23 protein-coding genes and 1 other RNA gene are annotated in these 20,489 nt (G+C 61.3%); 7 read left to right on the forward strand and 17 right to left on the reverse strand.

The features are described from left to right. The first annotated feature begins 53 nt into the window (after window positions 1-53). Together elbB and mtgA are read left to right on the forward strand one after the other, a co-directional pair. The gene (elbB, locus tag CRO23_RS02750) at window positions 54-707 is read left to right on the forward strand and encodes an isoprenoid biosynthesis glyoxalase ElbB (protein ID WP_079450138.1); all 654 of its coding nucleotides are present in this window, start codon (window positions 54-56) and stop codon (window positions 705-707) included. Next, window positions 704-1,435 (forward strand): monofunctional biosynthetic peptidoglycan transglycosylase, encoded by a 732-nt coding sequence (gene mtgA / locus CRO23_RS02755; protein WP_097101343.1) that lies wholly within the window; start codon window positions 704-706, stop codon window positions 1,433-1,435. Before elbB ends, mtgA begins: the two co-directional genes overlap by 4 nt. A 39-nt stretch (window positions 1,436-1,474) precedes the next feature. Here the strand turns inward: mtgA and dolP are convergent, their stop codons facing one another. Genes dolP through CRO23_RS02775 form a run of 4 tightly spaced genes read right to left on the reverse strand, consistent with a single transcriptional unit; the run spans window position 1,475 to window position 5,091 of the window. Then, window positions 1,475-2,050, reverse strand: coding sequence for a division/outer membrane stress-associated lipid-binding lipoprotein (gene dolP / locus CRO23_RS02760; RefSeq protein WP_004937101.1), 576 nt, complete (start codon window positions 2,048-2,050; stop codon window positions 1,475-1,477). A gap of 9 nt (window positions 2,051-2,059) precedes the next feature. Further along, window positions 2,060-2,650: a DnaA initiator-associating protein DiaA gene (gene diaA, locus CRO23_RS02765; protein WP_004937103.1), complete on the reverse strand. Its 591-nt coding sequence runs from the start codon at window positions 2,648-2,650 to the stop codon at window positions 2,060-2,062. A gap of 51 nt (window positions 2,651-2,701) precedes the next feature. Continuing rightward, complete coding sequence (locus CRO23_RS02770) at window positions 2,702-3,055, reverse strand: YraN family protein (protein ID WP_015379164.1); 354 nt, start codon at window positions 3,053-3,055, stop codon at window positions 2,702-2,704. Continuing rightward, window positions 3,052-5,091, reverse strand: a complete 2,040-nt coding sequence (locus CRO23_RS02775) for a penicillin-binding protein activator (RefSeq protein ID WP_097101346.1) — start codon at window positions 5,089-5,091, stop codon at window positions 3,052-3,054. Before CRO23_RS02775 ends, CRO23_RS02770 begins: the two co-directional genes overlap by 4 nt. Before the next feature lie 62 nt (window positions 5,092-5,153). On the opposite strand from CRO23_RS02775, the gene rsmI reads away from it, so the two are divergent. Then, window positions 5,154-6,017: a 16S rRNA (cytidine(1402)-2'-O)-methyltransferase gene (rsmI, locus tag CRO23_RS02780; RefSeq protein WP_004937108.1), complete on the forward strand. Its 864-nt coding sequence runs from the start codon at window positions 5,154-5,156 to the stop codon at window positions 6,015-6,017. 41 nt (window positions 6,018-6,058) lie between these two features. Then, window positions 6,059-6,436: RNase P RNA component class A (gene rnpB / locus CRO23_RS02785), an RNA gene on the forward strand. A gap of 57 nt (window positions 6,437-6,493) precedes the next feature. On the opposite strand, the gene CRO23_RS02790 is transcribed toward rnpB, so the two are convergent. Continuing rightward, window positions 6,494-7,195, reverse strand: coding sequence for a pirin family protein (locus CRO23_RS02790; RefSeq protein ID WP_028128304.1), 702 nt, complete (start codon window positions 7,193-7,195; stop codon window positions 6,494-6,496). Window positions 7,196-7,302: 107 nt separating this feature from the next. Here CRO23_RS02790 and CRO23_RS02795 point away from each other — a divergent pair, with 107 nt between their 5' ends. After that, window positions 7,303-8,199 carry a LysR family transcriptional regulator gene (locus CRO23_RS02795; RefSeq protein ID WP_004937113.1) on the forward strand — a complete coding sequence of 299 codons (897 nt, stop codon included), beginning with the start codon at window positions 7,303-7,305 and terminating at the stop codon, window positions 8,197-8,199. A 51-nt stretch (window positions 8,200-8,250) separates the two neighbouring features. Here CRO23_RS02795 and CRO23_RS02800 read toward each other — a convergent pair whose 3' ends face one another. The 11 genes from CRO23_RS02800 to CRO23_RS02850 all read right to left on the reverse strand — a co-directional run bounded on the left by CRO23_RS02800 (window position 8,251) and on the right by CRO23_RS02850 (window position 15,786). Continuing rightward, window positions 8,251-9,237 (reverse strand): glutathione S-transferase family protein, encoded by a 987-nt coding sequence (locus CRO23_RS02800; RefSeq protein WP_004937116.1) that lies wholly within the window; start codon window positions 9,235-9,237, stop codon window positions 8,251-8,253. Window positions 9,238-9,307: 70 nt separating this feature from the next. Beyond that, window positions 9,308-9,703, reverse strand: coding sequence for a DoxX family protein (locus CRO23_RS02805; RefSeq protein ID WP_016930186.1), 396 nt, complete (start codon window positions 9,701-9,703; stop codon window positions 9,308-9,310). Window positions 9,704-9,998: 295 nt separating this feature from the next. Next, the gene (locus CRO23_RS02810) at window positions 9,999-10,286 is read right to left on the reverse strand and encodes a YqjK-like family protein (protein WP_016930185.1); all 288 of its coding nucleotides are present in this window, start codon (window positions 10,284-10,286) and stop codon (window positions 9,999-10,001) included. Further along, window positions 10,283-10,684 (reverse strand): phage holin family protein, encoded by a 402-nt coding sequence (locus CRO23_RS02815; protein WP_015379160.1) that lies wholly within the window; start codon window positions 10,682-10,684, stop codon window positions 10,283-10,285. The genes CRO23_RS02810 and CRO23_RS02815 overlap by 4 nt, the downstream gene beginning before the upstream one ends. A gap of 2 nt (window positions 10,685-10,686) precedes the next feature. Further along, complete coding sequence (locus tag CRO23_RS02820; RefSeq protein WP_004937125.1) at window positions 10,687-10,992, reverse strand: DUF883 family protein; 306 nt, start codon at window positions 10,990-10,992, stop codon at window positions 10,687-10,689. 162 nt (window positions 10,993-11,154) lie between these two features. Next, window positions 11,155-11,526, reverse strand: a complete 372-nt coding sequence (locus tag CRO23_RS02825) for a DUF1090 domain-containing protein (protein WP_048794645.1) — start codon at window positions 11,524-11,526, stop codon at window positions 11,155-11,157. 242 nt (window positions 11,527-11,768) lie between these two features. Continuing rightward, window positions 11,769-12,143 carry an EnvZ/OmpR regulon moderator MzrA gene (mzrA, locus tag CRO23_RS02830; protein WP_004937130.1) on the reverse strand — a complete coding sequence of 125 codons (375 nt, stop codon included), beginning with the start codon at window positions 12,141-12,143 and terminating at the stop codon, window positions 11,769-11,771. Beyond that, complete coding sequence (locus CRO23_RS02835) at window positions 12,140-12,820, reverse strand: DedA family protein (protein WP_004937132.1); 681 nt, start codon at window positions 12,818-12,820, stop codon at window positions 12,140-12,142. Before CRO23_RS02835 ends, mzrA begins: the two co-directional genes overlap by 4 nt. A gap of 136 nt (window positions 12,821-12,956) precedes the next feature. Beyond that, window positions 12,957-13,403: a hypothetical protein gene (locus CRO23_RS02840; RefSeq protein ID WP_004937135.1), complete on the reverse strand. Its 447-nt coding sequence runs from the start codon at window positions 13,401-13,403 to the stop codon at window positions 12,957-12,959. Window positions 13,404-13,589: 186 nt separating this feature from the next. Continuing rightward, on the reverse strand, window positions 13,590-14,366 hold the full coding sequence (exuR, locus tag CRO23_RS02845; protein WP_004937137.1) for a transcriptional regulator ExuR: 777 nt from the start codon (window positions 14,364-14,366) through the stop codon (window positions 13,590-13,592). A 121-nt stretch (window positions 14,367-14,487) separates the two neighbouring features. Next, window positions 14,488-15,786 carry an MFS transporter gene (locus CRO23_RS02850; protein ID WP_015379157.1) on the reverse strand — a complete coding sequence of 433 codons (1,299 nt, stop codon included), beginning with the start codon at window positions 15,784-15,786 and terminating at the stop codon, window positions 14,488-14,490. 284 nt (window positions 15,787-16,070) lie between these two features. On the opposite strand from CRO23_RS02850, the gene uxaC reads away from it, so the two are divergent. Then, on the forward strand, window positions 16,071-17,483 hold the full coding sequence (gene uxaC, locus CRO23_RS02855) for a glucuronate isomerase (RefSeq protein ID WP_079451619.1): 1,413 nt from the start codon (window positions 16,071-16,073) through the stop codon (window positions 17,481-17,483). Between the two features lie 20 nt (window positions 17,484-17,503). Further along, on the forward strand, window positions 17,504-18,991 hold the full coding sequence (locus CRO23_RS02860) for a UxaA family hydrolase (protein ID WP_033639314.1): 1,488 nt from the start codon (window positions 17,504-17,506) through the stop codon (window positions 18,989-18,991). 54 nt (window positions 18,992-19,045) lie between these two features. On the opposite strand, the gene sstT is transcribed toward CRO23_RS02860, so the two are convergent. Then, window positions 19,046-20,281: a serine/threonine transporter SstT gene (sstT, locus tag CRO23_RS02865; RefSeq protein ID WP_097101347.1), complete on the reverse strand. Its 1,236-nt coding sequence runs from the start codon at window positions 20,279-20,281 to the stop codon at window positions 19,046-19,048. Between the last annotated feature and the right edge of the window lie 208 nt (window positions 20,282-20,489).

Raw genomic sequence — 20,489 nt, forward strand, 5'->3', positions numbered from 1 at the left:
GTTTGTCAACTCCGAGCACGAACCAGTTGACAGCAGCGACAGGAGTAAGAGTGATGAAAAAGGTGGGTGTAGTCCTCAGCGGCAGCGGCGTTTATGACGGTACGGAGATCCATGAAGCGGTGCTGACGCTGCTGGCGTTGGATCGTGCCGGCGCCCAGGCGGTGTGCTTTGCGCCTGACAAACCACAACGCCATGTTATTAATCACTTATCTGGTGAGGAGGCGGCGGAGTCGCGCAATGTTCTGATTGAATCGGCGCGCATTGCCCGCGGTGCGGTGCAGCCGCTGGCGCTGGCGGAGGCCGCGCAGCTGGATGCGCTGATCGTGCCCGGCGGCTTTGGCGCCGCCAAGAACCTCAGCAATTTCGCCGAAGCCGGCGCAGAATGTTGGGTCGATGAAGATTTGGCGCGCCTGACGCGCGAGATGCATAAGGCCAATAAACCAATTGGCCTGATGTGCATCGCGCCGGCGCTGTTGCCGAAACTGCTGGATCAACAAGCGCGGCTCACCATTGGCAACGATCCGGATCTGGGGGAAGTGATTGACGCCATGGGCGGCGAACCGGTGATTTGCCCGGTGGACGACATCGTGGTGGATCGCGAACATAAGATCGTGACCACGCCGGCCTATATGCTGGCGCCGTCTATCGCGCAGGCGGCCCTGGGCATCGATAAGCTGGTGGCGCGGGTGCTGGAACTGGCTGAATGAGAAAATCGCTCGTCGGATGGCGGCGGCTGCGCCCGTGGTATTGGCTGAAGCGCGGCGTCATCGCGATTATCGGCCTGTGGGTGTTGGCCATTGTGCTCTTTGCCTTCCTGCCGGTGCCGTTTTCCGCCGTGATGGTGGAGCGGCAGGTCAGCGCCTGGCTGAGCGGCGACTTCGGCTATGTCGCCCATTCGGACTGGGTGTCGATGGACGACATCTCGCCGCAAATGGCGCTGGCGGTGATGGCGGCGGAAGATCAGAAGTTTCCAGACCATTGGGGCTTCGACGTGGCGGCCATTGAAAAGGCGCTCAGCCACAACGAGAAGCGCCCGACGCGCATCCGCGGCGCGTCCACGCTGTCGCAGCAAACCGCCAAGAACCTGTTTTTGTGGGATGGCCGCAGCTGGCTGCGCAAAGGATTGGAGGCCGGGCTGACGTCGGGCATCGAATTGGTGTGGACCAAGCGGCGTATTCTGACGGTGTACCTGAACATCGTCGAGTTCGGCGATGGGGTGTTCGGGGTGGAAGAGGCTTCACAGCGCTTTTTCCATAAGCCGGCCAAACGTCTGAGCGCGGCCGAAGCGGCGCTGTTGGCGGCGGTATTGCCGAATCCGCATCGCTTCAGGGCCGATGCGCCGTCCGGCTATGTGGTGCAGCGTCAACAGTGGATCATGCGGCAGATGCGGCAACTGGGCGGGGAAGCGTTTTTACGCGAGAACAAGCTGGATTAAACGGGCGGGAACGGCACGGCGCCGCTCCCGCCAGGCGGATTATTTCACGTAGGTAAAGGCGGTGGTGACGTGCTTCACGCCGCTGACCTGGCTGGCGATCTGCGCCGCCGACTGCCCTTCCTGCTGCGTGACCAGGCCCAGCAAGAACACTTCGCCGTTTTCGGTGGTGACCTTCACATTGGACGATTTCACCGTATCGCTGGTCAACAGCTGCGAACGCACCTTGGTGGTGATCCAGGTGTCGGAGGACGCGGTGCTCAGGCTGACCGGCGTGCCCTGACGGATTTCGTTATACACTTCGGTGGTGCCTTCCACGCCCATGGCGATCTGCTTGGCGCGCGCGGTGAGATCGGCGTTAGGCGACTGGCCGGTCAACAGCACCTTGCCCTGATAGGCGGTGGCGACCACCCGGGCATCTTTCTTCAACTGCTGGTCTTTGCTCAGGGCGCTTTCGACCCTGGCTTCCAGCGTGCCGTCATCCACCTGGGTCCCTACGCTGCGCGGGTCGGTGGCGGTTTTGGTCGCGACGGCCGCACTGCCGACGACGACGCCGGCGATACAGCCTTGCAACAGCAGGGCGCTGGACAGCACTGCAAATGTGGCTTTTAGCTTCATCTCAGTTCCTTAATCGTCCTGGTGGGGGAATAACGTATTGTCTATCAGGTCGCACAGGCAGTTTACGGTCAGCATATGCATTTCCTGAATGCGCGAGCTGCGGTGCGACGGGATGCGGATTTCGACATCCTGCTGGCCGAGCAGCCCGGCCAGCTCGCCGCCGTCGTAGCCGGTGAGCGCGACGATGGTCATATCGCGCGTAACGGCCGCCTCGACCGCTTTCACAATATCACGGCTGTTGCCGCGGGTGGAAATCGCCAGCAGCACGTCGCCGGTGTGCCCGAGCGCACGCACCTGCTTGGCGTACACTTCGTCGTGCAGCCGATCGTTGCTGATTGCCGTCAGCACCACGTTGTCGGCGTTGAGAGCGATGGCCGGCAGGCTGGGGCGCTCGGTTTCAAAACGGTTGATCATGCTGGCGGCGAAGTGCTGCGCGTTGGCTGCCGAGGTGCCGTTGCCGCAGCACAGGATTTTGTTGCCGTTGAGTAAGGATTGAACCAGCGTCATCGCAGCGCGGGAAATGGCGTCCGGCAGTGCTTCCGCCGCCGCGATCTGGGTTTGGATGCTTTCGGTGAAACAGACTTTAATTCTATCCAGCACGTTGTATTAATCCACTAAGTCAAAGGGCCGGTCTGCGCCGTAAAACCCCGATTAATCCGCATTGAAGGCGTTGGGTATCCATTCTAACTGGCTACCGGTAATGGCCAAAACATCAAAACGGCAAGATGATGTGTCAAAACTGGCTCCGCGCCCCGCCAGCCAGACGGCGGCGGCGTGCAGCAACCGCTGTTGTTTGCGAAAGGTGACGCTGGCGGCCGCGCCGCCGAAGGCGTCGTTGCGGCGGTAGCGCACTTCGACGAACACCCAGGTGGTGCCGTCGCGCATGATGAGGTCGAGCTCACCGCCGCGCACCGCGACATTGGCGGCGCAGAAGGTGAGCCCGGCGTGTTCCAGGTGACGGCGGGCCAGTAACTCATAGCCCGCCCCTGAGGCGCGTGGGTTCAAGAGACTGGAACGACCGTGCCCTGACGGTATTGCAGCCAAGGCAGCTTACGGTTGATCACGCAGTTCGGCGACGCGCTCAGCGTGCCGGTGGTGCCGGAAACCTGGAAGCCCGGCAGCTGGCGCATTTCAGCAAAGTGGTTGGCCAATGTCCAGGCATCCATCCCCATTGCATACAGGCGCACCAGCGAGTAGTCGTTGCGGAAACGCGCGCTGGCCTGCTGCAACAGTTGAGGGTTTGAGCCGGCAAGCAGCGGGATGTCGCTGAACTGCAGGCCTTCCATTTCCAGACGGAAGTCCGGACCGGCGCCGGCCTGGTAGCTGCGCGAGCTGGCGTACATCGCCGGCTTGCCGCGCGAGCTGGTGGCCATGTCGATCATCGGTTTGATCAGCGTCAGCTGAGACTGCGTGGCGACGATATACACCGCGTCGACGCTGCCGCCGGTGGCGGCGGGCACGTCGCTCGGCGGCACAGGAATGGTCAGCCCGGCGATGGTGACGCTCTGCGGCGCCGGGGCGCTCGACATCGGCGTGCCGGTCATGCGGATGCCGCCGCTGTTCACCATCTGGCGCAGCTCGCCGGCCGAGCCGATGTCCTGGCGCAACACGGTTTGCCCGCCTTGCTTCTGCCATTCCTGGTTAAAGGCCCTGGCGACGCGATCGCCGAAGGCGCCGCGCGGCACCAGCAGCAGCGGTTGACGCTTCTGCTGTTCCCAGATGTGGCGGGCGGCGTCGCGCGCTTCATCTTCCGGCGACAGGGCGAAGTAACAGATGTTCAGATTGTCCTTCGGCGTTTCGGGCTGGTTGAGCGCCAGCACGTTCAGCGTGGTGGTGCTGGCGGACAACTGATCGACGTTCTCTTTCAGCAGCGGCCCGACAACCAGAGTGGCGCCATCCTGCTGCGCCTGGCTCAGCAAGGCGGCCAGCGGCTGGCTGGTGGTATCGTACACTTTGACCTGCGCGTTGGCGGCCTGCGGCGGCGTTATCGGCGCGCTGGACGGCGCAGCGGGTTGCGCGGCGGTCACGGCGGGCTGGCTCTCTTGCGCCGAAGGGCTGACAGCGCCGTTGGCGTTGATGTCACCCGTAGTGGCCTGATCGGCCGGCGCCGTTTGAGCCGGCGTGCTGGCCGGTTGCGCGGCTTGAGGCTGCGGCGCCGACATGGAGCCGCCGTTTTTCGCCGCTTCGAAGCCTTGCTGGATGGCGTCGGCGAACACTTTCGCCTGGCCGTTCAACGGCAGCAGCAGGGCGATTTTCGAGGTGGAGGCCTGGGTGAAGTTCAGCACCTGGTTCAGGCGAGCCGGCAGCGTTTTGGCCGCCGGGTTCTTCGGATAACGGTTCTGCCAGTCTTTGATGCCGGCCTTCAGCAGATCGGGATCCTGCTTGTTGTCCTGATAGACGCGCAGCAGATCCAGCCAGCCTTGCAGCACGTTCTCGTCGGCGTTGATCACCAGGCTGTTCATCTCCTGCGGCGGCAGTTGCAGCAGGGCCTGCCAGGTTTGATCCAGGTTGTCTTGGTGCGCCTTGCCGGTCAGCAACGGCTCCTGAGCGATATAGGCGCGGATCAGCGGCAGCGACGCTTTGCCCTGGTTGGCGGCGATCTGCGCCTGGTAGTAGCGCACCTTCTGATTCGGCGACAGCGCACCGCTGTCCAGGTGGCCCAGCGTGCTGCGGGCGCTGACGTAGCTCTTGTTGGCGATCTGCAGTTCGGCAGTCAGCAACTGGCGTTCAGTCTGCTGTGCGCCGCTGAGGTTTTTCGGCAACTGATTCAACTGGTCGCCGGCCTGCGGCAGTTTTCCTTCACGCAGCAAGGCGCGAATAGCAAGTAATTGCCAGTCAGCCTTGTTATCATCGCTGCTTTGCTGCAACTGCTGCAGGTAGTAATCGGAGCTGGCGCTCGCTTCGTCCTGTATATTGGCGGGCGGCGTTTGCGGGGCCCGACTTGGACAGCCTGCCAGGAAAAGGGCGGCCGCGATGACTGCGGTAAGTCGGACAGGCTTGGAACGCCCTGCTTTGGTACGAACGAATGTTGAGGAAAGCATACTGTATCCAGTGATGTTTTTTTCAAGATGCTCAATATTAAATCGGCAACCCGGATGAAACAATGAATCAACACCAACAATCAGTCATTTCTGCATCAACGCTGTATGTGGTGCCCACCCCCATCGGCAATCTGGGCGATATCACCCACCGTGCGTTAGAGGTACTGAAAAGCGTTGATCTGATCGCGGCGGAAGACACGCGCCATACCGGATTGCTGCTGCAACACTTCGCGATTAACGCGCGTCTGTTCGCGCTGCACGATCACAACGAACAGCAAAAGGCCGATCAGCTGCTGGCGAAACTGCAGGAAGGCCAGAGCATCGCGCTGGTGTCCGACGCCGGCACGCCGCTGATCAACGATCCCGGTTATCACCTGGTGCGCCGCTGCCGTGAGGCCGGCATTCGCGTGGTGCCGCTGCCGGGCGCCTGCGCCGCCACCACCGCGCTGTGCGCCGCGGGCGTCGCTTCCGACCGTTTCTGCTACGAAGGCTTCCTGCCGGCGAAAACCAAGGGACGCAAGGATACGCTGATGGCGCTGGCGGAGGAACCGCGCACGCTGATTTTCTACGAATCCACCCATCGCCTGCTGGAAAGCCTGCAGGACATGGTCACCGTCTGGGGCCCGCAGCGCTATGTGGTGCTGGCGCGCGAGCTGACCAAAACCTGGGAATCCATCCACGGCGCGCCGGTGGGCGAGCTGCTGGCGTGGGTGCAGGAAGATGAAGTGCGCCGCCGCGGTGAGATGGTGCTGATCGTCGAAGGCCACAAGGCGCAGGAGGATGCGCTGCCGCTCGAGGCGCTGCGCACGCTGGCGCTGCTGCAAAAAGAGCTGCCGCTGAAAAAGGCGGCGGCGCTGGCGGCGGAAATCCACGGCGTGAAGAAAAATGCGCTGTATAAGCACGCGCTGGAGCAACAACAGCCGTAAAGCGGTTGACCTGCCGCCGTCGCGACGCTACTATCCGCGCCGGAGTTGACCAGACAGTCGCCGCTTCATTGCCGTCCTCTTCGGGGAGACAGATGGAGGGGAGGAAAGTCCGGGCTCCATAGGGCAGGGTGCCAGGTAACGCCTGGGAGGCGCAAGCCTACGACTAGTGCAACAGAGAGCAAACCGCCGATGGCCCGCGCAAGCGGGATCAGGTAAGGGTGAAAGGGTGCGGTAAGAGCGCACCGCGCGGCTGGCAACAGTTCGTGGCACGGTAAACTCCACCCGGAGCAAGGCCAAATAGGGGTTCACATGGTACGGCCCGTACTGAACCCGGGTAGGCTGCTTGAGCCAGTGAGCGATTGCTGGCCTAGAGGAATGACTGTCCACGACAGAACCCGGCTTACCGGTCAACTCCCTCGAAAAAAGAAAACCCCGCGCAACGCCAGTTGCGCGGGGTTTTTCGTTTTTCGGCCGGCTTACACCGGCAGGTCAATCAGCAGCGCGCGCAGCGGCGTCTCGGCGCGGATCGTCAGGCGATTCTCCTCACGCACGAAGGCGCCGTCGCCGCAGGTCAGACGCTGTTCCTCGTGGCGCTCGCCGGTGGCGGCGATGGTGCCGTGAATCGACTGCAAATAGGCGCGCGGCCCGTTAATCGTCAGCGTTTGTTCTTCGCCCGACTGCAGATCGAGATGGTGGATCCAAACCTGCTGGCGCAGCTGCAGGCTGCCCTGTGCGCCGTCCGGCGAGGCCAGCAGCAGGTTGCCTGCCGCCGGCAGCGCCAGGCGCTGCACCCGCTCGTTGTTGCGTTCCGGGCAGGCGTCCAGCCACAGCTGCAGGCGGGTCAGCGGCGTATCGCTGCTGACGTTCTGTTCGCTGTAACTCAGGCCCGGCTGGGTGGCCAACAGCAGCGCCTCGCCGGCTTTGGCGCGCGCGGTGTTGCCGTCGCTATCGCGGTATTCCGCCTCGCCCTGCAGGATCAGGTTCAGGATATCCACGCTGGGATAGGTGCGCGGCTGGAACGACGCGCCCGGTGCCAGCACCTCCTGATTCAACACCCGCAGCGACGCGTAGCCCATCAGTTTGGGATCGAAGTAGTGACCAAAGGAAAAGGTGTAGCGAGCCTGCAGCCAACCAAAGTCAGCTTGCCCGCATTGTTGTGCTGTTCTGCATGTAATCATGGCAATCGGCTCTCTAAATTCATTATCCAAATGGTAAGCATCTGGACGTCGGATTGTTAGCCAGTTAATCTGGTCGGCATATTCAAATTTCCTGACAGAGGGATGTGATGGCCAGAGATCGGGCGCTCACGCTTGAGGCGCTGAGAGTGATGGATGCGATCGACCGGCGTGGCAGTTTCGCCGCGGCCGCCGACGAATTGGGCCGGGTGCCGTCGGCGCTCAGCTACACCATGCAAAAATTGGAAGAAGAATTGGACGTGGTGCTGTTCGACCGTTCGGGCCACCGCACCAAGTTCACCAACGTCGGGCGCATGTTGCTGGAGCGCGGGCGGGTGCTGCTGGAGGCGGCCGATAAGCTGACCACCGACGCCGAGGCGCTGGCGCGCGGTTGGGAAACCCACCTGACCATCGTCAGTGAAGCGCTGTCGCCGCCAAGCCTGCTGTTCCCGCTGGTGGACAAGCTGGCGCTGAAGGCCAACACCCAGGTGTCGATTTTCACCGAAGTGCTGGCGGGCGCCTGGGAGCGGCTGGAACAGGGGCGCGCCGACATTGTGATCGCGCCGGACATGCATTTTCGCGCGTCGTCGGAGATCAACACCCGCAAACTGTACAAGGTCATGAGCGTTTATGTCGCCGCGCCGGATCATCCTATCCACCAGGAGCCGGAGCCGTTGTCCGAGGTGACCCGCGTGAAATACCGCGGCATCGCGGTGGCGGATACCGCTCGCGAGCGCCCGGTGTTGACCGTACAGCTGCTGGACAAGCAACAGCGCCTGACGGTGAGCACCATTGAAGACAAACGTCTGGCGCTGCTGGCCGGGTTGGGGGTGGCGACCATGCCGTATCCGATGGTGGAGAAAGATATCGAAGCCGGCCGGCTGCGCGTGGTGGGGCCGGAATACAGCCGCGAAGCCGACATCATCATGGCCTGGCGGCGCGACAGCATGGGGGAGGCGAAGGCCTGGTTCCTGCGCGAAATCCCGCGCCTGTTCGCGCAACGTTAACGTCGGTGGGATGACATCCCCTTGCCGGGCGGCAAGGGGATTTTTTTCGCCTTAACCGAAGCGCTGGTCGCGGCCGTGCGGCTCGTCCAGATCCTGCGCCGGCCCGATGGAAATGATGCCGTGCGGGTTGATGGTGGCGTGGCTGCGGTAGTAGTGGTTGCGAATGTGCGGCAGGCTGACCGTTTCGGCGATGCCCGGCATCTGATAGATGTCGCGCAGGAAGCCGTACAGGTTCAGATAGTCGCTGATGCGGTGTTTGTCGCACTTGAAGTGGGTGACGTACACCGGATCGAAACGCACCAGCGTGGTCCACAGACGCAGGTCGGCTTCGGTCAGCCGATCGCCGGTCAGGTAGCGATGTTGCCCCAGGATCTGCTCAAGGCGCTCCAGCGCGTTGAATACCCCGTTGACCGCTTCGTCATAGGCTTCCTGGCTGGTGGCGAAACCGGCCTTGTACACGCCGTTGTTCACTTGATCGTAAATCCAGCCGTTCAGCTCATCGATCTTGCCGCGCAGATCGGTCGGGTAGTAGTCCCCAGCCCGAGCGCCGACGCCGTCAAACGCGCTGTTGAACATGCGGATGATGTCGGCGGATTCGTTACTGACGATGGTTTGCCGCTGTTTATCCCACAGCACCGGCACGGTCACGCGCCCGCTGTAGTGCGGGTCTGCCCGCAGGTAGATCTGGTACAGGAAGTCAGCGTGATACAGCGGATCGCCGGTGGTTTCAGGAAAATCCTGGCCGAAGGTCCAGCCGTTTTCCAGCATCAGCGGGTGCACCACCGAGACCGGAATGATCTGCTCCAGCCCTTTCAATTTGCGCATCAGCAGCGTGCGGTGCGCCCAGGGGCAGGCGAGAGAAACGTACAGGTGATAACGGCCCGCTTCGGCCTGGAAGCCGCCCGCGCCGTGTTCGCCGGGCTGACCGTCGGCGGTCACCCAATTGCGAAACTGAGCGGTTGAACGTTTGAAACGGCCGCCGGTAGATTTCGTGTCATACCAGATGTCTTGCCAAACGCCATCGACGAGTTGTCCCATGGGAATCTCCTTGGTGTCCGAGTGAAAAACGACAGGGCCCGGCATGCCGGGCCCTGAATGACAGTTTAGATTACCATTTCTTGTTCAGAAGACGGTCGATGCTGAAGCCGCCCGGGCCTGCGACCGCCAACACGATGAAGCCGCCGGCGATGGTCAGGTTTTTCATGAACATCAGCTGGTTTACGCCTTCCGCAAAATCAGTGTGGAACAGCAGCGCGGTCAGGATGGTGAAACCGGCAGTGAACAGCGCCACGGTGCGGGTCAGGAAGCCGAACAGGATCGCCAGACCGCCGCCAAACTCCAGCAGAATGGTCAGCGGCAGCAAGAAGCCAGGCACGCCCATCGATTGCATGTACTGTTGAGTTCCGGCGTAAGCGTCACCCATTTTGCCGTAGCCTGCCACGATAAACAGGATTGGCATCAGGATACGAGCAACCAGCAAACCTGCATCTTCTAATTTTTTCATCATCTACTCCAAAGTGTTTTTGTGTGCCTGTTCGGCGGTAGTCATATCAACGGGCGGCGTAGCGGGTCTCTGACCCTGTCCGCTCCGTATCGTATTGATGGAGTGAATGTTAAGCGGGAAGTGCTCAGGTTGTTAGCAAGTAAAACTGTCGTAATTTTTCAAAAAATCTGAATCTTTAGCGTGCTAATAAAATACCGCCGATCAGCAGGTTGCCCGGCCCCGGGGTTAGACGCGTTGTATCAAGGGAGAAAATGCGGGCAGAGCAACAGGAGGTTTGAAGGAAAGGCTAAGTGGCTTACTTAGAGGAAAACGTCTTTTTAAACAGTCGAATAGCGCTCCAGGCGCCGAAAGCACGACGCGACCAGCGGATCATCTTGCTGGGGTGGCGGATGCCGTACAGCGCCATGACGCTGGAACCGAGTACCAGATAGCGGCGCAGGCCAAACACTGTCTGCCAGCCGCGGTCAATGCGTTCGGTCTTTTCCAGCCACAAAGACTTGTGTTCGGCCAGATCCAGACGCTGTTGCTGGATCTGGCGAATCAGCCTCTCTTTTTTCCATTCCAGGTAGCGGCGGCGGCTCATGGTTCGCGCTCCAGTTCGGCGCGGTCGAGTTCCAACTGCTTGCGCGTGGCGCCCAGCAGCGTGGTGCGACGAGCCTTGACCAGCGTCCAGATGGTGCCGACCACGGCCAGGAACAGCAGCACGCCGGTTGTTGCGCCCAGCGCCACCAGCCGGTAGACCGGATCGATGGCCCAGAAGATCAGGATCAGCAGGCTCATCAAACCGAAGGCGGTGAACAGCAGCGTCATGCCGGCCATGATCAGCAGCTGGATGAGGTTGGCTTTCTCCTCTTCCAGCTCGACTACCGCCAGCCGGACACGGGTTTCCACCATGCCGACCAGGATCGTGATGATGCGCTGACCGATATCCAGGACCCCTTTGGCGGGGCCCTGCGCGCGAACTTGCGGTTGTTCAGCCATGATTAACGACGCGCGAGCAGCACGCCCAACACCACGCCGACCGCCGCGCCGATACCGATGCCGGTCCACGGGTTGTCGCGCACGTAGTCGTCGGCCTGGCCGGCGATCTGTTTGGTTTGCGAAGCCAGCTTGTCACCGGCGTCGCTCAGGCGAGCGCGGGTCTCTTTCAGCGCGCCTTCCGCTTTCGAACGCAGCTTCTCCAACTCGGCTTTCGGCTTGTCGGTGGAGGAGTTCAGCACTTCCTCCAGCGTATCGGCTAAGGACTTCAGTTCAGCGCGTAAGTTTTCTGCATTTGAATCATGTGCCATGTGATTATTCCTTAACGTTTATTTCGACAGACTTTTAACATAGCGGATTTTTTCGCCGGAGCAAAGGGGTGATGGTCAGCAGATAACACCAGACATCAATTCCATATGCTTAAGAAATCCCGTACGATGGGGCTCTCATCGACAAATCCGCTGGTATAAAAATTATTCCGCCTGGGCGCGTTTCAGCTCAGCCTGCGCTTCCGTCAGCTTTTGCTGTTTCTTGGCGACCTTGTCCAGCTTGCCGGTTTGCTGCGCTTCTTTCAGCTCCTGCCGGCGCTCGTCGACCTTGCGCTGTTTCTCTGCGATGTTTTTCTGGCGTTCGGCCTGCAGGCCGGCTTCGGTGCAGTGGGTCTGCACTTCGCTCAGCGCTTTTTTCAGCCCTTCCACGCGGCGGGTGTTGCCGTGTTGGGTGGCGTAGTCAATTTGCTGCTGGATGTCTTGCGCTTTGGCGGCGCAGCCGCCCTCAGCGGCCGAAGCGAGCGCCGGCAGCGTGCAGAGTGGCAACAGCAGTAACAGTGAGTGGCGTAATTTCATCTTTCAGTTCCTTTTCATGAGATGCCTGAACAGGCATCCGCTTTCCTGGCTGCCGAAGGCGGCAGCACGAGAGGAGGGCGTTCATCGCCGGCTGAAGTTACCCTTCAGCATAGTCATGAAACCGGCGAGCCCCCAAAGAATCAGCCGTGACCCAGTGCTGACTGATTAATTCTTGAGCTAATCGATGCGAATGAAAATGAAGATAATGGCAATGAAAGGAAACCCCTTCATATGAAGGGGGATTATCCCAGATTGAGTGGGGAACGCGCAAATTCGCGCACCCAATGCGACGGCACGGGGGACTCGCTCAATGCGATGTGGTAACCGGGCGGCAGAATGGTTTGCAACGCTTCGCGCGCCAGCAATTGCTGCTCTGGCGAATCCAGACGGATGACCAGGCCATCGCCTTCCGGCGTAATGCTTTTGATGCGGATGCCGCGTTCATCCAGGCGCTGGTAGACATAAAAGCCGTCGGGCAGCGACAGCCCTTGCTGGCTGGCGCGGATGCGCAGCTCGCTCTCGGTGCGTACCATACAGGGCACCAACAGCGTCGCCAACGCCAGCAGGGCGAGCGCGATCATCAGGACGTATTGCCAGCGCGGGCGCTTTGCTGTCACGCCCCTTTCCCCGGGTTCTGGCTGTTGGCGCGCTTCTTGCGCCACAACACGATCAACGAGCCGACCAGCCCGACCACCAGCAATACCAGCGGTAACATCATCAGGCAGAACATCAGCTGATCTTCATACTTGCGGAACACCGGAGTTTTCCCCAGGGCGAAGCCCAGCGTCGTCAAGATCAAGACCCACAGCAGGCCGCTCATCCAGTTGAAGAACTGGAAGCGCGCGTTGCTCAGGCCGGACAGGCCGGCGATGGTTGGCAGCAGGGTGCGCACGAAGGCCAGGAAGCGGCCGACCAGCAGGGCGGAAAGGCCGTGGCGGTGGAACAGGTTGTGAGCGCGTTGATGGTAGTGAGCCGGCAGATGCGAAAGCCAGCCTTGCACCGTTCGCGTATTGCCGAGCCACCGGCCTTGTATATAACTGACCCAGCACCCCAGGCTGGCGGCGACGGTCAGGATAACGATGGTCAATGGGAAGCCCATGGTGCCTTTGGCGATCAGGACGCCGACCAGGATCAGCAGGCTGTCACCCGGCAGGAAAGCGGCCGGCAGCAGGCCGTTCTCCAAAAACAGGATCATGAACAGCAGGATGTAGAGGGTCCACACCAACGAAGGGTTCGCCAGCGTCTCAAAATCCTGCTGCCATAAGGCATGTATCAGTTCTTTAATGATGTCCATCCGGTGTTCCTAAAACGTCATTGTTTATTTTTATCTCAGCGGCGGAGCGGGCGTGAGCTGAAAGCGCGCGGCGATCCTGAGTGCTGATAACGATGAAACGGCGTTGCTTTAAGGTTTCTAAGCGGTGCGACACCGGTCATAGGTGGTAAGTCAGCGTGCCACGGTACTGCATGTTGCTTTCTTTCCAACCGGCCTGGCGACTCTGTTGCCTGGAAGCGTCCAGCATCCAGTCGACCTGGGCAAGCCGGTTGGGGGCCGGGGTGTCCTGGCGGGGGAAGCGAATTCGGTAACCCGGCTCTGCGGCCAGGGTATAGACCGGCGCCGGCAGGGAGGATGCGAGCAGCGAACCGGAGAAAGAGTGCGCTCTGGGCAGCAGCAGCGGCAACTTACCGGGGGCTTTGCGGCGCGCTTCGGCCGGCGCCCGATACACATGATCATAGGGGGAAAGCGCCGGCTCCGCCAGCAGCGGCAGGCTGCTCAGCGCGCTGGGGGTTGGCTTGGGTGACGCCACGCATAGCTGTTGGCCGGAGACCGAACCGGTCCAGCAGAAAACAGCAATCAGCATGGCAAACAACCAGCGCATTTATTCGCGTCCCGCCCCCGCAGCAATGGGTAAAAAAGTGGGCTAACTCTACCAAAATAGCACGATTGGCAACAGGGAAATCTACGTTGCCGACGGTGAAATAGTACACGGCAAACGGCGGTTCCGGCATCGATTCAGCGGATTTTACATTACCTGACATAAGCCGACGGTTTTTGACCGCCGTGGCTATTTCGGCTCGTGGTTCACGCCATCCAGATGCACCACCGGATTCTCGGCGAACAGGTAGCGATCGGCGTTGTATTCGAAGTCATCGCTGGTGGCGTTGAACAGCATCTGTTTGGTGTTTTCCAGGTGCTGCCACATCGCCAGTTTGGCGGCGTAAGGGTCTTTGCGCATCAGCGCTTTGAGGATCTGATCGTGATCGTCGCACCAGCTGGCGATCGAGCGTTCGTCGATATGTTCATGCAGTTTTTTCCAGTAAGGGTTGTTGACCCGCTGCACCCACATTTTTTCCACGATGGTGGCCATGGCGGTGTTCTGGGTGGCCAGCGCCACCTGCACGTGGAACTTCAGATCCCACTGCGAGTCGCGGAAGCGATCCTCTTTACGGGCGTGCTCCTGGATCTCCATCAACTGCACGATATCTTGTTTGGTCACCTGGGTGGCGGCGAATTCGGCGATGTTGCTTTCTATCAGTTGGCGCGCCTGCAGCAGCTCAAACGGGCCGGCGGTGGCGAACTCGATGCTGTCGCCCGGCACCACCAGGTGCTTTTGCTGGTTGGACACCACGTGGATCCCGGATCCTTTGCGCACGTCCACATAGCCTTCCACCTCCAGCATGATGATCGCTTCGCGCACCACGGTGCGGCTGACATTCATCTCTTCGGCGATGTATCGCTCGGCCGGCAGCTTGTCGCCTACCGGGTAGCGGCCGCTTTCGATGCGTTGCTTGAGCTCGGCGGCCAGTTGCTGATACAGGCGTCTGGTTTCGGTGAATTCCATAGTGAATGCTCTATACGGTGCGGTGGGAAGGGGCGCGTGGCCATCGGATTTGTTATACCACTTATTCGGCACCGCTGCCAGAGGAGCAAGAGGCCCGGCGCGCAGCGGCCGGGCGGCGGGATCAGCTGCGCGCCGGGGCAGGCTGCAGCGTGGCCGGCTGCGTTTCGGCGGCCGGGCGGTTTTGCAACACCGTCCAGATGACGATGGCGCCGAGAATGTCGAAGACCGACAGCGCGGCGAACAGCGGGCTGAAGCCGAGGGTGTCCGCCAGGGCGCCGACCACCAGGGCGAACAGTGTGCTGGCTGTCCAGGCCGCCATGCCGGTCAACCCGTTGGCGGTCGCCACCTCATTGCGGCCGAATACGTCGGAAGAGAGGGTAATCAACGCGCCGGACAGCGCCTGATGGGCGAAGCCGCCGACGCACAGCAGCGCGATAGCCGCGTAAGGGCTGGTGAACAGGCCGATCATGCCGGGGCCGATCATCAACACCGCTCCCATCGTCACCACCAGCTTGCGTGAAACGATCAGATTAACCTTGAAATACTTCTGGAACAGCGGCGGCAGGTAGCCGCCGACGATGCAGCCGAGATCGGCGAACAGCATCGGCATCCAGGCGAACATGGCAATCTCTTTCAGATTAAAACCGTAGGCCTTGAACATGAACAGCGGGATCCAGGCGTTGAAGGTGCCCCAGGCCGGTTCCGCCAGAAAGCGCGGCAGCGCGATGCCCCAGAACTGGCGGTTGCGCACGATCTGCCAGGCGGACATCTTTTTGGCGTTAGAGGTCTGGTGCTGCGCTTCCTGGCCTTCGAGGATGTAACGGCGCTCTTCCTGGCTCAGTTTCTTCTGATCTTTCGGGTGTTTGTAGAACAGCAGCCAACAAATGGCCCAGATCAGGCTCAGCACGCCGGTGATGATGAACGCCATTTCCCAGCTGTGCGCCACGATGGCCCATACCACCAGCGGTGGGGCGATCATGCCGCCGATCGATGAACCCACGTTGAAATAACCGACGGCGATCGAACGCTCTTTGGCCGGAAACCACTCGCTGCTGGCCTTCAGCCCGGCGGGGATCATCGCCGCCTCGGCCATGCCGACCGCGCCGCGCGCCAGCGCCAGGCCGCCCCAGCTGTTGGCCAGCGCGGTGCCCATGCAGAACAGCGCCCACAGAATGGCGAACATGGCGTAACCGACCTTGGTGCCCAGCACGTCCAGCACGTAGCCCGCCACCGGTTGCATCACGGTGTAGCAGGCGGAATAGGCGGCGACGATATAGGAATACTGTTGGGTGGTGATGTGCAGCGTATCTTCCAGCGTCGGCGCCGCGACGGCGATGGCGTTGCGGGTCAGGTAGCCCAGCACGGTGCCGATGGTCACCAGTCCGATCATGTACCAGCGTAACCCTTTAATTTTACGCATCCGAAATGTCTCCCCGTTTGAAGGTGTGGCCGTCGATGCGGCTGGCGAGACAATAACCTGTCATACAGGTTTAAAAGTTGAGTGATATCACAAAAGGAATTATTCGCCTGAGCGATACTGTGGCCGGTGAAATAGGGCATTTTTGCCGGTAAATTGAGCGAAAAAGGGCGTGGAGAGAGGATGAACGGCAGACATCGGGAAAAATCTGCTGGACGCCAGTTGAAATTGGTGTGATAACTTTTGTGATTCGAACCCCGTGCCGCACGGCAAGTAAGGAGCCCGAGATGGCGACGTTTTTGAGCGAAGATTTCCTGCTGGACAGCGAATTTGCCCGGCGCTTGTATCACGATTATGCGGCGCCGCAGCCGATTTTCGATTATCACTGCCATTTGCCGCCGCAGCAGATCGCGGAGAATACCCGCTTCAGCAACCTGTACGATATCTGGCTGCGGGGCGATCACTACAAATGGCGGGCGATGCGCACTAACGGCGTGGCGGAGCGGCTATGCACCGGCGATGCGGGCGATCGCGAGAAATTCGACGCCTGGGCCGCCACGGTGCCGCACACCATCGGCAACCCGCTCTATCACTGGACGCATCTGGAGCTGCGTCGGCCGTTCGGCATCACCGGCACGCTGCTGTCGCCGGCCACGGCGGATGAGATCTGGCAGCGCGGTAATGCGCTATTGGCGCAGGATGCGTTTCGCGCGCGCGGCATCATGCGGCAGATGAACGTGAAAATGGTCGGCACCACCGACGATCCGATCGACGATCTGCGCCACCATCGGGCGATCGCCGACGATCGTGGCTTCGATATCAAGGTATTGCCGAGCTGGCGGCCGGACAAGGCTTTCACCATCGATGCGCCCGGCTTCAACGACTATCTGCGGCAGTTGGAGGCGGCGGCGGACACCGCCATCGGCCGCTTCAGCACGCTGTGCGACGCGCTGTACAAGCGCATGGATCACTTCGCCGCCCATGGTTGCAAGGTGGCCGATCATGCGCTGGACGTGGTGGTGTTCGGCGAGGCCGATGAAGCGACGTTGGATGCGATCCTGCTGCGCCGCCTGAACGGCGAGCTGCCGACGCCGGAACAGAGCGCCCAGTTCAAAAGCGCGGTGCTGCTGTTCCTGGCCGGCGAATACCGGCGCCGCGGCTGGGTGCAGCAGTATCACATCGGCGCGCTGCGCAATAACAACAGCCGCATGCTGGCCGCCGTCGGGCCGGATATCGGCTTCGACTCGATCAACGATCGGCCGCTGGCGGAACCGCTGTCGCGGCTGCTGGATGCCCAGGCGCGGCAGGGGGGCCTGCCGAAAACCATTCTCTACTGCCTCAACCCGCGCGATAACGAAGTGATCGGCACCATGATCGGCAATTTCCAGGGGGAAGGCACGCCGGGCAAGATGCAGTTCGGCTCCGGCTGGTGGTTCAACGATCAGAAGGACGGCATGCAGCGCCAAATGACGCAGCTGGCGCAGCTCGGGCTGCTGAGCCGCTTCGTCGGCATGCTGACCGACAGTCGCAGCTTCCTGTCGTATACGCGCCATGAATACTTCCGCCGCATCCTTTGCCAGATGATCGGTCGTTGGGTGGCGGACGGCGAAGCGCCGGCGGATATCGCGCTGCTGGGCGAGATGGTGAAAAACATCTGCTTCGACAACGCCAAAGACTATTTCGCCATTGAACTGGCGTAGCCGTTATCCGGGACCGGTTTATGCAAAGTACGATAAAGATTCATGAGCAGGATAACGTGGCGGTGGCGCTGCGCGATCTGGCTGCCGGAGAGTGCGTTGAGCTGGAAGGCGCGGTCATCCAACTGGCGCAGCCGGTGGCGCGCGGGCACAAATTTGCGCTCGGCCCAATCGCCGAGGGCGAAGACATCATCAAATACGGCCAGCCGATCGGCCATGCGCTCGCGGCCATTGCGCCTGGGGAGCACATTCATTCGCAAAACGTCAAAACCAACCTGAGCGATCTGGACAGCTACCGTTACCAGCCGCAGTTCCCGACGTTGCCGCCGCAGGCGGCGGATCGCGAGGTGCAGCTGTACCGCCGGGCCGGCGGCGAAGTGGGGATCCGCAACGAGCTGTGGATCGTGCCGACCGTCGGCTGCGTCAACGGCATCGCCCGTCAGATCCAACAGCGCTTTTTGCAGCAAACGCAGGCGGACGGGATCGACGGCGTTCACCTGTTCAGCCATCCGTTCGGCTGCTCGCAGCTTGGGCAGGATCATGCCAATACTCGCATCATGCTGCAAAATCTGGCGCGCCATCCCAACGCCGGCGCGGTGCTGGTGATCGGGCTGGGTTGCGAGAACAATCAGGTGGATGCCTTTCGCGCCACGTTGGGGATAGAGGACGAGCGGCGGCTGCGCTTTATGGTGTGCCAACAACAGGACGACGAAGTGGAGGCCGGGCTGGCGCTGTTGCACGAGCTGTACCGGGAGATGCGCCACGATCGCCGCGAGCCGGGCCGCCTGAGCGAGCTGAAGTTCGGCCTGGAGTGCGGCGGTTCGGACGGATTGTCGGGTATCACCGCCAACCCGCTGCTGGGGCGGTTCTCCGATTATGCGATCGCCAACGGCGGCACCACGGTGCTGACCGAAGTGCCGGAGATGTTCGGCGCCGAGCGCATTCTGATGAGCCGCTGTCGCGATGGGGAGACCTTCGGCAAAACCGTCGACATGATCAACGATTTCAAACGCTATTTCATTGCCCATCAGCAGCCGATTTATGAGAATCCGTCGCCGGGCAACAAGGCCGGTGGCATCACCACGCTGGAGGAGAAGTCGCTTGGCTGCACCCAAAAGGCGGGGCTAAGCCAGGTGGTGGACGTGTTGAAATACGGCGAGCGGCTGCGCGTGCCGGGGCTGAATCTGCTCAGCGCGCCGGGCAACGATGCGGTGGCGACCAGCGCGCTGGCCGGCGCCGGCTGTCATATGGTGCTGTTCAGCACCGGGCGCGGCACGCCGTACGGCGGCTTTGTGCCGACGGTGAAGCTGGCGACCAACAGCGAGCTGGCGGCGAAGAAACCGCACTGGATCGATTTCGACGCCGGCGGCCTGGTTCACGGCGTGGCGATGGAGACGTTGCTCAGCCGCTTCATCGACCTGATTGTCGAGATCGCCAACGGGCGTCCGGCGCGTAATGAAACCAACGACTTCCGCGAGCTGGCGATATTTAAAAGCGGGGTGACGCTGTAAGGCTGATAAAAAAAGGCGCTCGAGGGAGCGCCTTTTTGATGAGGCAAGGCGGGGTTAACGCACCTTCAGCGGGTCTTCGTTCGCCAGCCGCTGGTCTTCCGCCTGGCAGGCCGCGGCGGTGAACAGCACGTCGGTGGAGGAGTTGAGGGCGGTTTCCGCCGAATCCTGCAGCACGCCGATGATAAAGCCGACCGCCACCACCTGCATCGCCACGTCGTTCGGAATGCCGAACATGTTGCACGCCAGCGGGATCAGCAGCAGCGAGCCGCCGGCCACGCCGGAGGCGCCGCAGGCGCAGAGGGCGGCCACCACGCTCAGCAACAGGGCGGTCGGGACGTCTACCGCGATGCCCAGCGTGTTTACCGCCGCCAGCGTCAGCACGGTGATGGTGATCGCCGCGCCGGCCATGTTGATGGTGGCGCCCAGCGGAATGGAAACCGAGTAGGTGTCCTCATTCAGGTTCAGCTTCTTGCACAGCTCCATGTTTACCGGGATGTTGGCGGCCGAGCTGCGGGTGAAGAAGGCGGTCACGCCGCTCTCGCGCAGGCAGGCGAACACCAGCGGATACGGATTGCGGCGGATCTTCCAGTACACGATCAGCGGGTTGAGCACCAGCGCTACCAGCAGCATACAGCCGAGCAGCACCATCAGCAGCTGGGCGTAGCCCCACAGCACGCCGAAGCCGGTTTCCGCCAGCGTGGAGGCCACCAGGCCGAAGATGCCGAGCGGCGCACAGCGGATCACCGCGCGCACCACCAGCGTGACCGCATGGGACATGTCGTTGATCAGCCCCTTGGTGGTTTCGGAAGCGTGGCGCAGCGCCAGCCCCAGCCCGACGGCCCACGCCAGAATGCCGATGTAGTTGGCGTTAATCAGCGCATGGAACGGGTTGGCCACCACGCTCATCAACAGGCCCTTCATCACGTCCACGATGCCGCCCGGCGGGGTGATGTCGGTTGCGCCGGTGGTCAGCGCCAGCGTGGAAGGGAAGATAAAGCTGACGACGACCGCCACCAGCGCCGCAGCGAAGGTGCCCAGCAGGTAGAGGAACAGGATGGGGCGAATGTTGGTTTTCTGCCCCTGTTTATGGTTGGCGATCGAGGCCATCACCAGTATCAGCACCAGCAGTGGCGCTACCGCCTTCAGCGCGCCGACGAACAGGGTGCCGAGCAGGCCGACGGCCGCCGCGGCCGCCGGCGAAACTAGCGCCACCAGAATGCCGGCCACCAGGCCGACCATGATTTGTTTAACCAGGCTGCCCTGAGTCATCCTTTGTAGTAGTTTTTGCATAGTGCTTCTCTTCCTGATGTTATCTGGCCGCCGCGGCGGGAACGACGCCGGGCAGCTTTATATGATTCTGTAACTAAGTGTGTTTGCCGAATCAGTATTCAGCAATCGAATGAGGTTGGAAAGAGGCGAGGGTGAAATTCTGAGCGCGGATCAACACTTGATAACATACTGGTTACATTTGTGTGATCGCAATAACGTTTGGCGTTTT

This window comes from Serratia sp. JKS296, assembly GCF_900215445.1.
Classification (GTDB): domain Bacteria; phylum Pseudomonadota; class Gammaproteobacteria; order Enterobacterales; family Enterobacteriaceae; genus Serratia; species Serratia marcescens.

Excerpts from the sequence above, each read along its gene's own strand:
- CRO23_RS02775 (WP_097101346.1), bottom strand. The coding sequence starts at position 5,091 with ATGCTTTCCTCAACATTCGTTCGTACCAAAGCAGGGCGTTCCAAGCCT.
- CRO23_RS02860 (WP_033639314.1), top strand. The coding sequence starts at position 17,504 with ATGCAAAGTACGATAAAGATTCATGAGCAGGATAACGTGGCGGTGGCG.
- sstT (WP_097101347.1), bottom strand. The coding sequence starts at position 20,281 with ATGCAAAAACTACTACAAAGGATGACTCAGGGCAGCCTGGTTAAACAA.
- CRO23_RS02820 (WP_004937125.1), bottom strand. The coding sequence starts at position 10,992 with ATGGCACATGATTCAAATGCAGAAAACTTACGCGCTGAACTGAAGTCC.
- CRO23_RS02815 (WP_015379160.1), bottom strand. The coding sequence starts at position 10,684 with ATGGCTGAACAACCGCAAGTTCGCGCGCAGGGCCCCGCCAAAGGGGTC.
- CRO23_RS02800 (WP_004937116.1), bottom strand. The coding sequence starts at position 9,237 with ATGGGACAACTCGTCGATGGCGTTTGGCAAGACATCTGGTATGACACG.
- CRO23_RS02805 (WP_016930186.1), bottom strand. The coding sequence starts at position 9,703 with ATGAAAAAATTAGAAGATGCAGGTTTGCTGGTTGCTCGTATCCTGATG.
- uxaC (WP_079451619.1), top strand. The coding sequence starts at position 16,071 with ATGGCGACGTTTTTGAGCGAAGATTTCCTGCTGGACAGCGAATTTGCC.
- exuR (WP_004937137.1), bottom strand. The coding sequence starts at position 14,366 with ATGGAATTCACCGAAACCAGACGCCTGTATCAGCAACTGGCCGCCGAG.
- CRO23_RS02850 (WP_015379157.1), bottom strand. The coding sequence starts at position 15,786 with ATGCGTAAAATTAAAGGGTTACGCTGGTACATGATCGGACTGGTGACC.
- CRO23_RS02825 (WP_048794645.1), bottom strand. The coding sequence starts at position 11,526 with ATGAAATTACGCCACTCACTGTTACTGCTGTTGCCACTCTGCACGCTG.
- mtgA (WP_097101343.1), top strand. The coding sequence starts at position 704 with ATGAGAAAATCGCTCGTCGGATGGCGGCGGCTGCGCCCGTGGTATTGG.
- dolP (WP_004937101.1), bottom strand. The coding sequence starts at position 2,050 with ATGAAGCTAAAAGCCACATTTGCAGTGCTGTCCAGCGCCCTGCTGTTG.
- CRO23_RS02810 (WP_016930185.1), bottom strand. The coding sequence starts at position 10,286 with ATGAGCCGCCGCCGCTACCTGGAATGGAAAAAAGAGAGGCTGATTCGC.
- CRO23_RS02795 (WP_004937113.1), top strand. The coding sequence starts at position 7,303 with ATGGCCAGAGATCGGGCGCTCACGCTTGAGGCGCTGAGAGTGATGGAT.
- rsmI (WP_004937108.1), top strand. The coding sequence starts at position 5,154 with ATGAATCAACACCAACAATCAGTCATTTCTGCATCAACGCTGTATGTG.
- CRO23_RS02840 (WP_004937135.1), bottom strand. The coding sequence starts at position 13,403 with ATGCGCTGGTTGTTTGCCATGCTGATTGCTGTTTTCTGCTGGACCGGT.
- CRO23_RS02790 (WP_028128304.1), bottom strand. The coding sequence starts at position 7,195 with ATGATTACATGCAGAACAGCACAACAATGCGGGCAAGCTGACTTTGGT.
- elbB (WP_079450138.1), top strand. The coding sequence starts at position 54 with ATGAAAAAGGTGGGTGTAGTCCTCAGCGGCAGCGGCGTTTATGACGGT.
- CRO23_RS02835 (WP_004937132.1), bottom strand. The coding sequence starts at position 12,820 with ATGGACATCATTAAAGAACTGATACATGCCTTATGGCAGCAGGATTTT.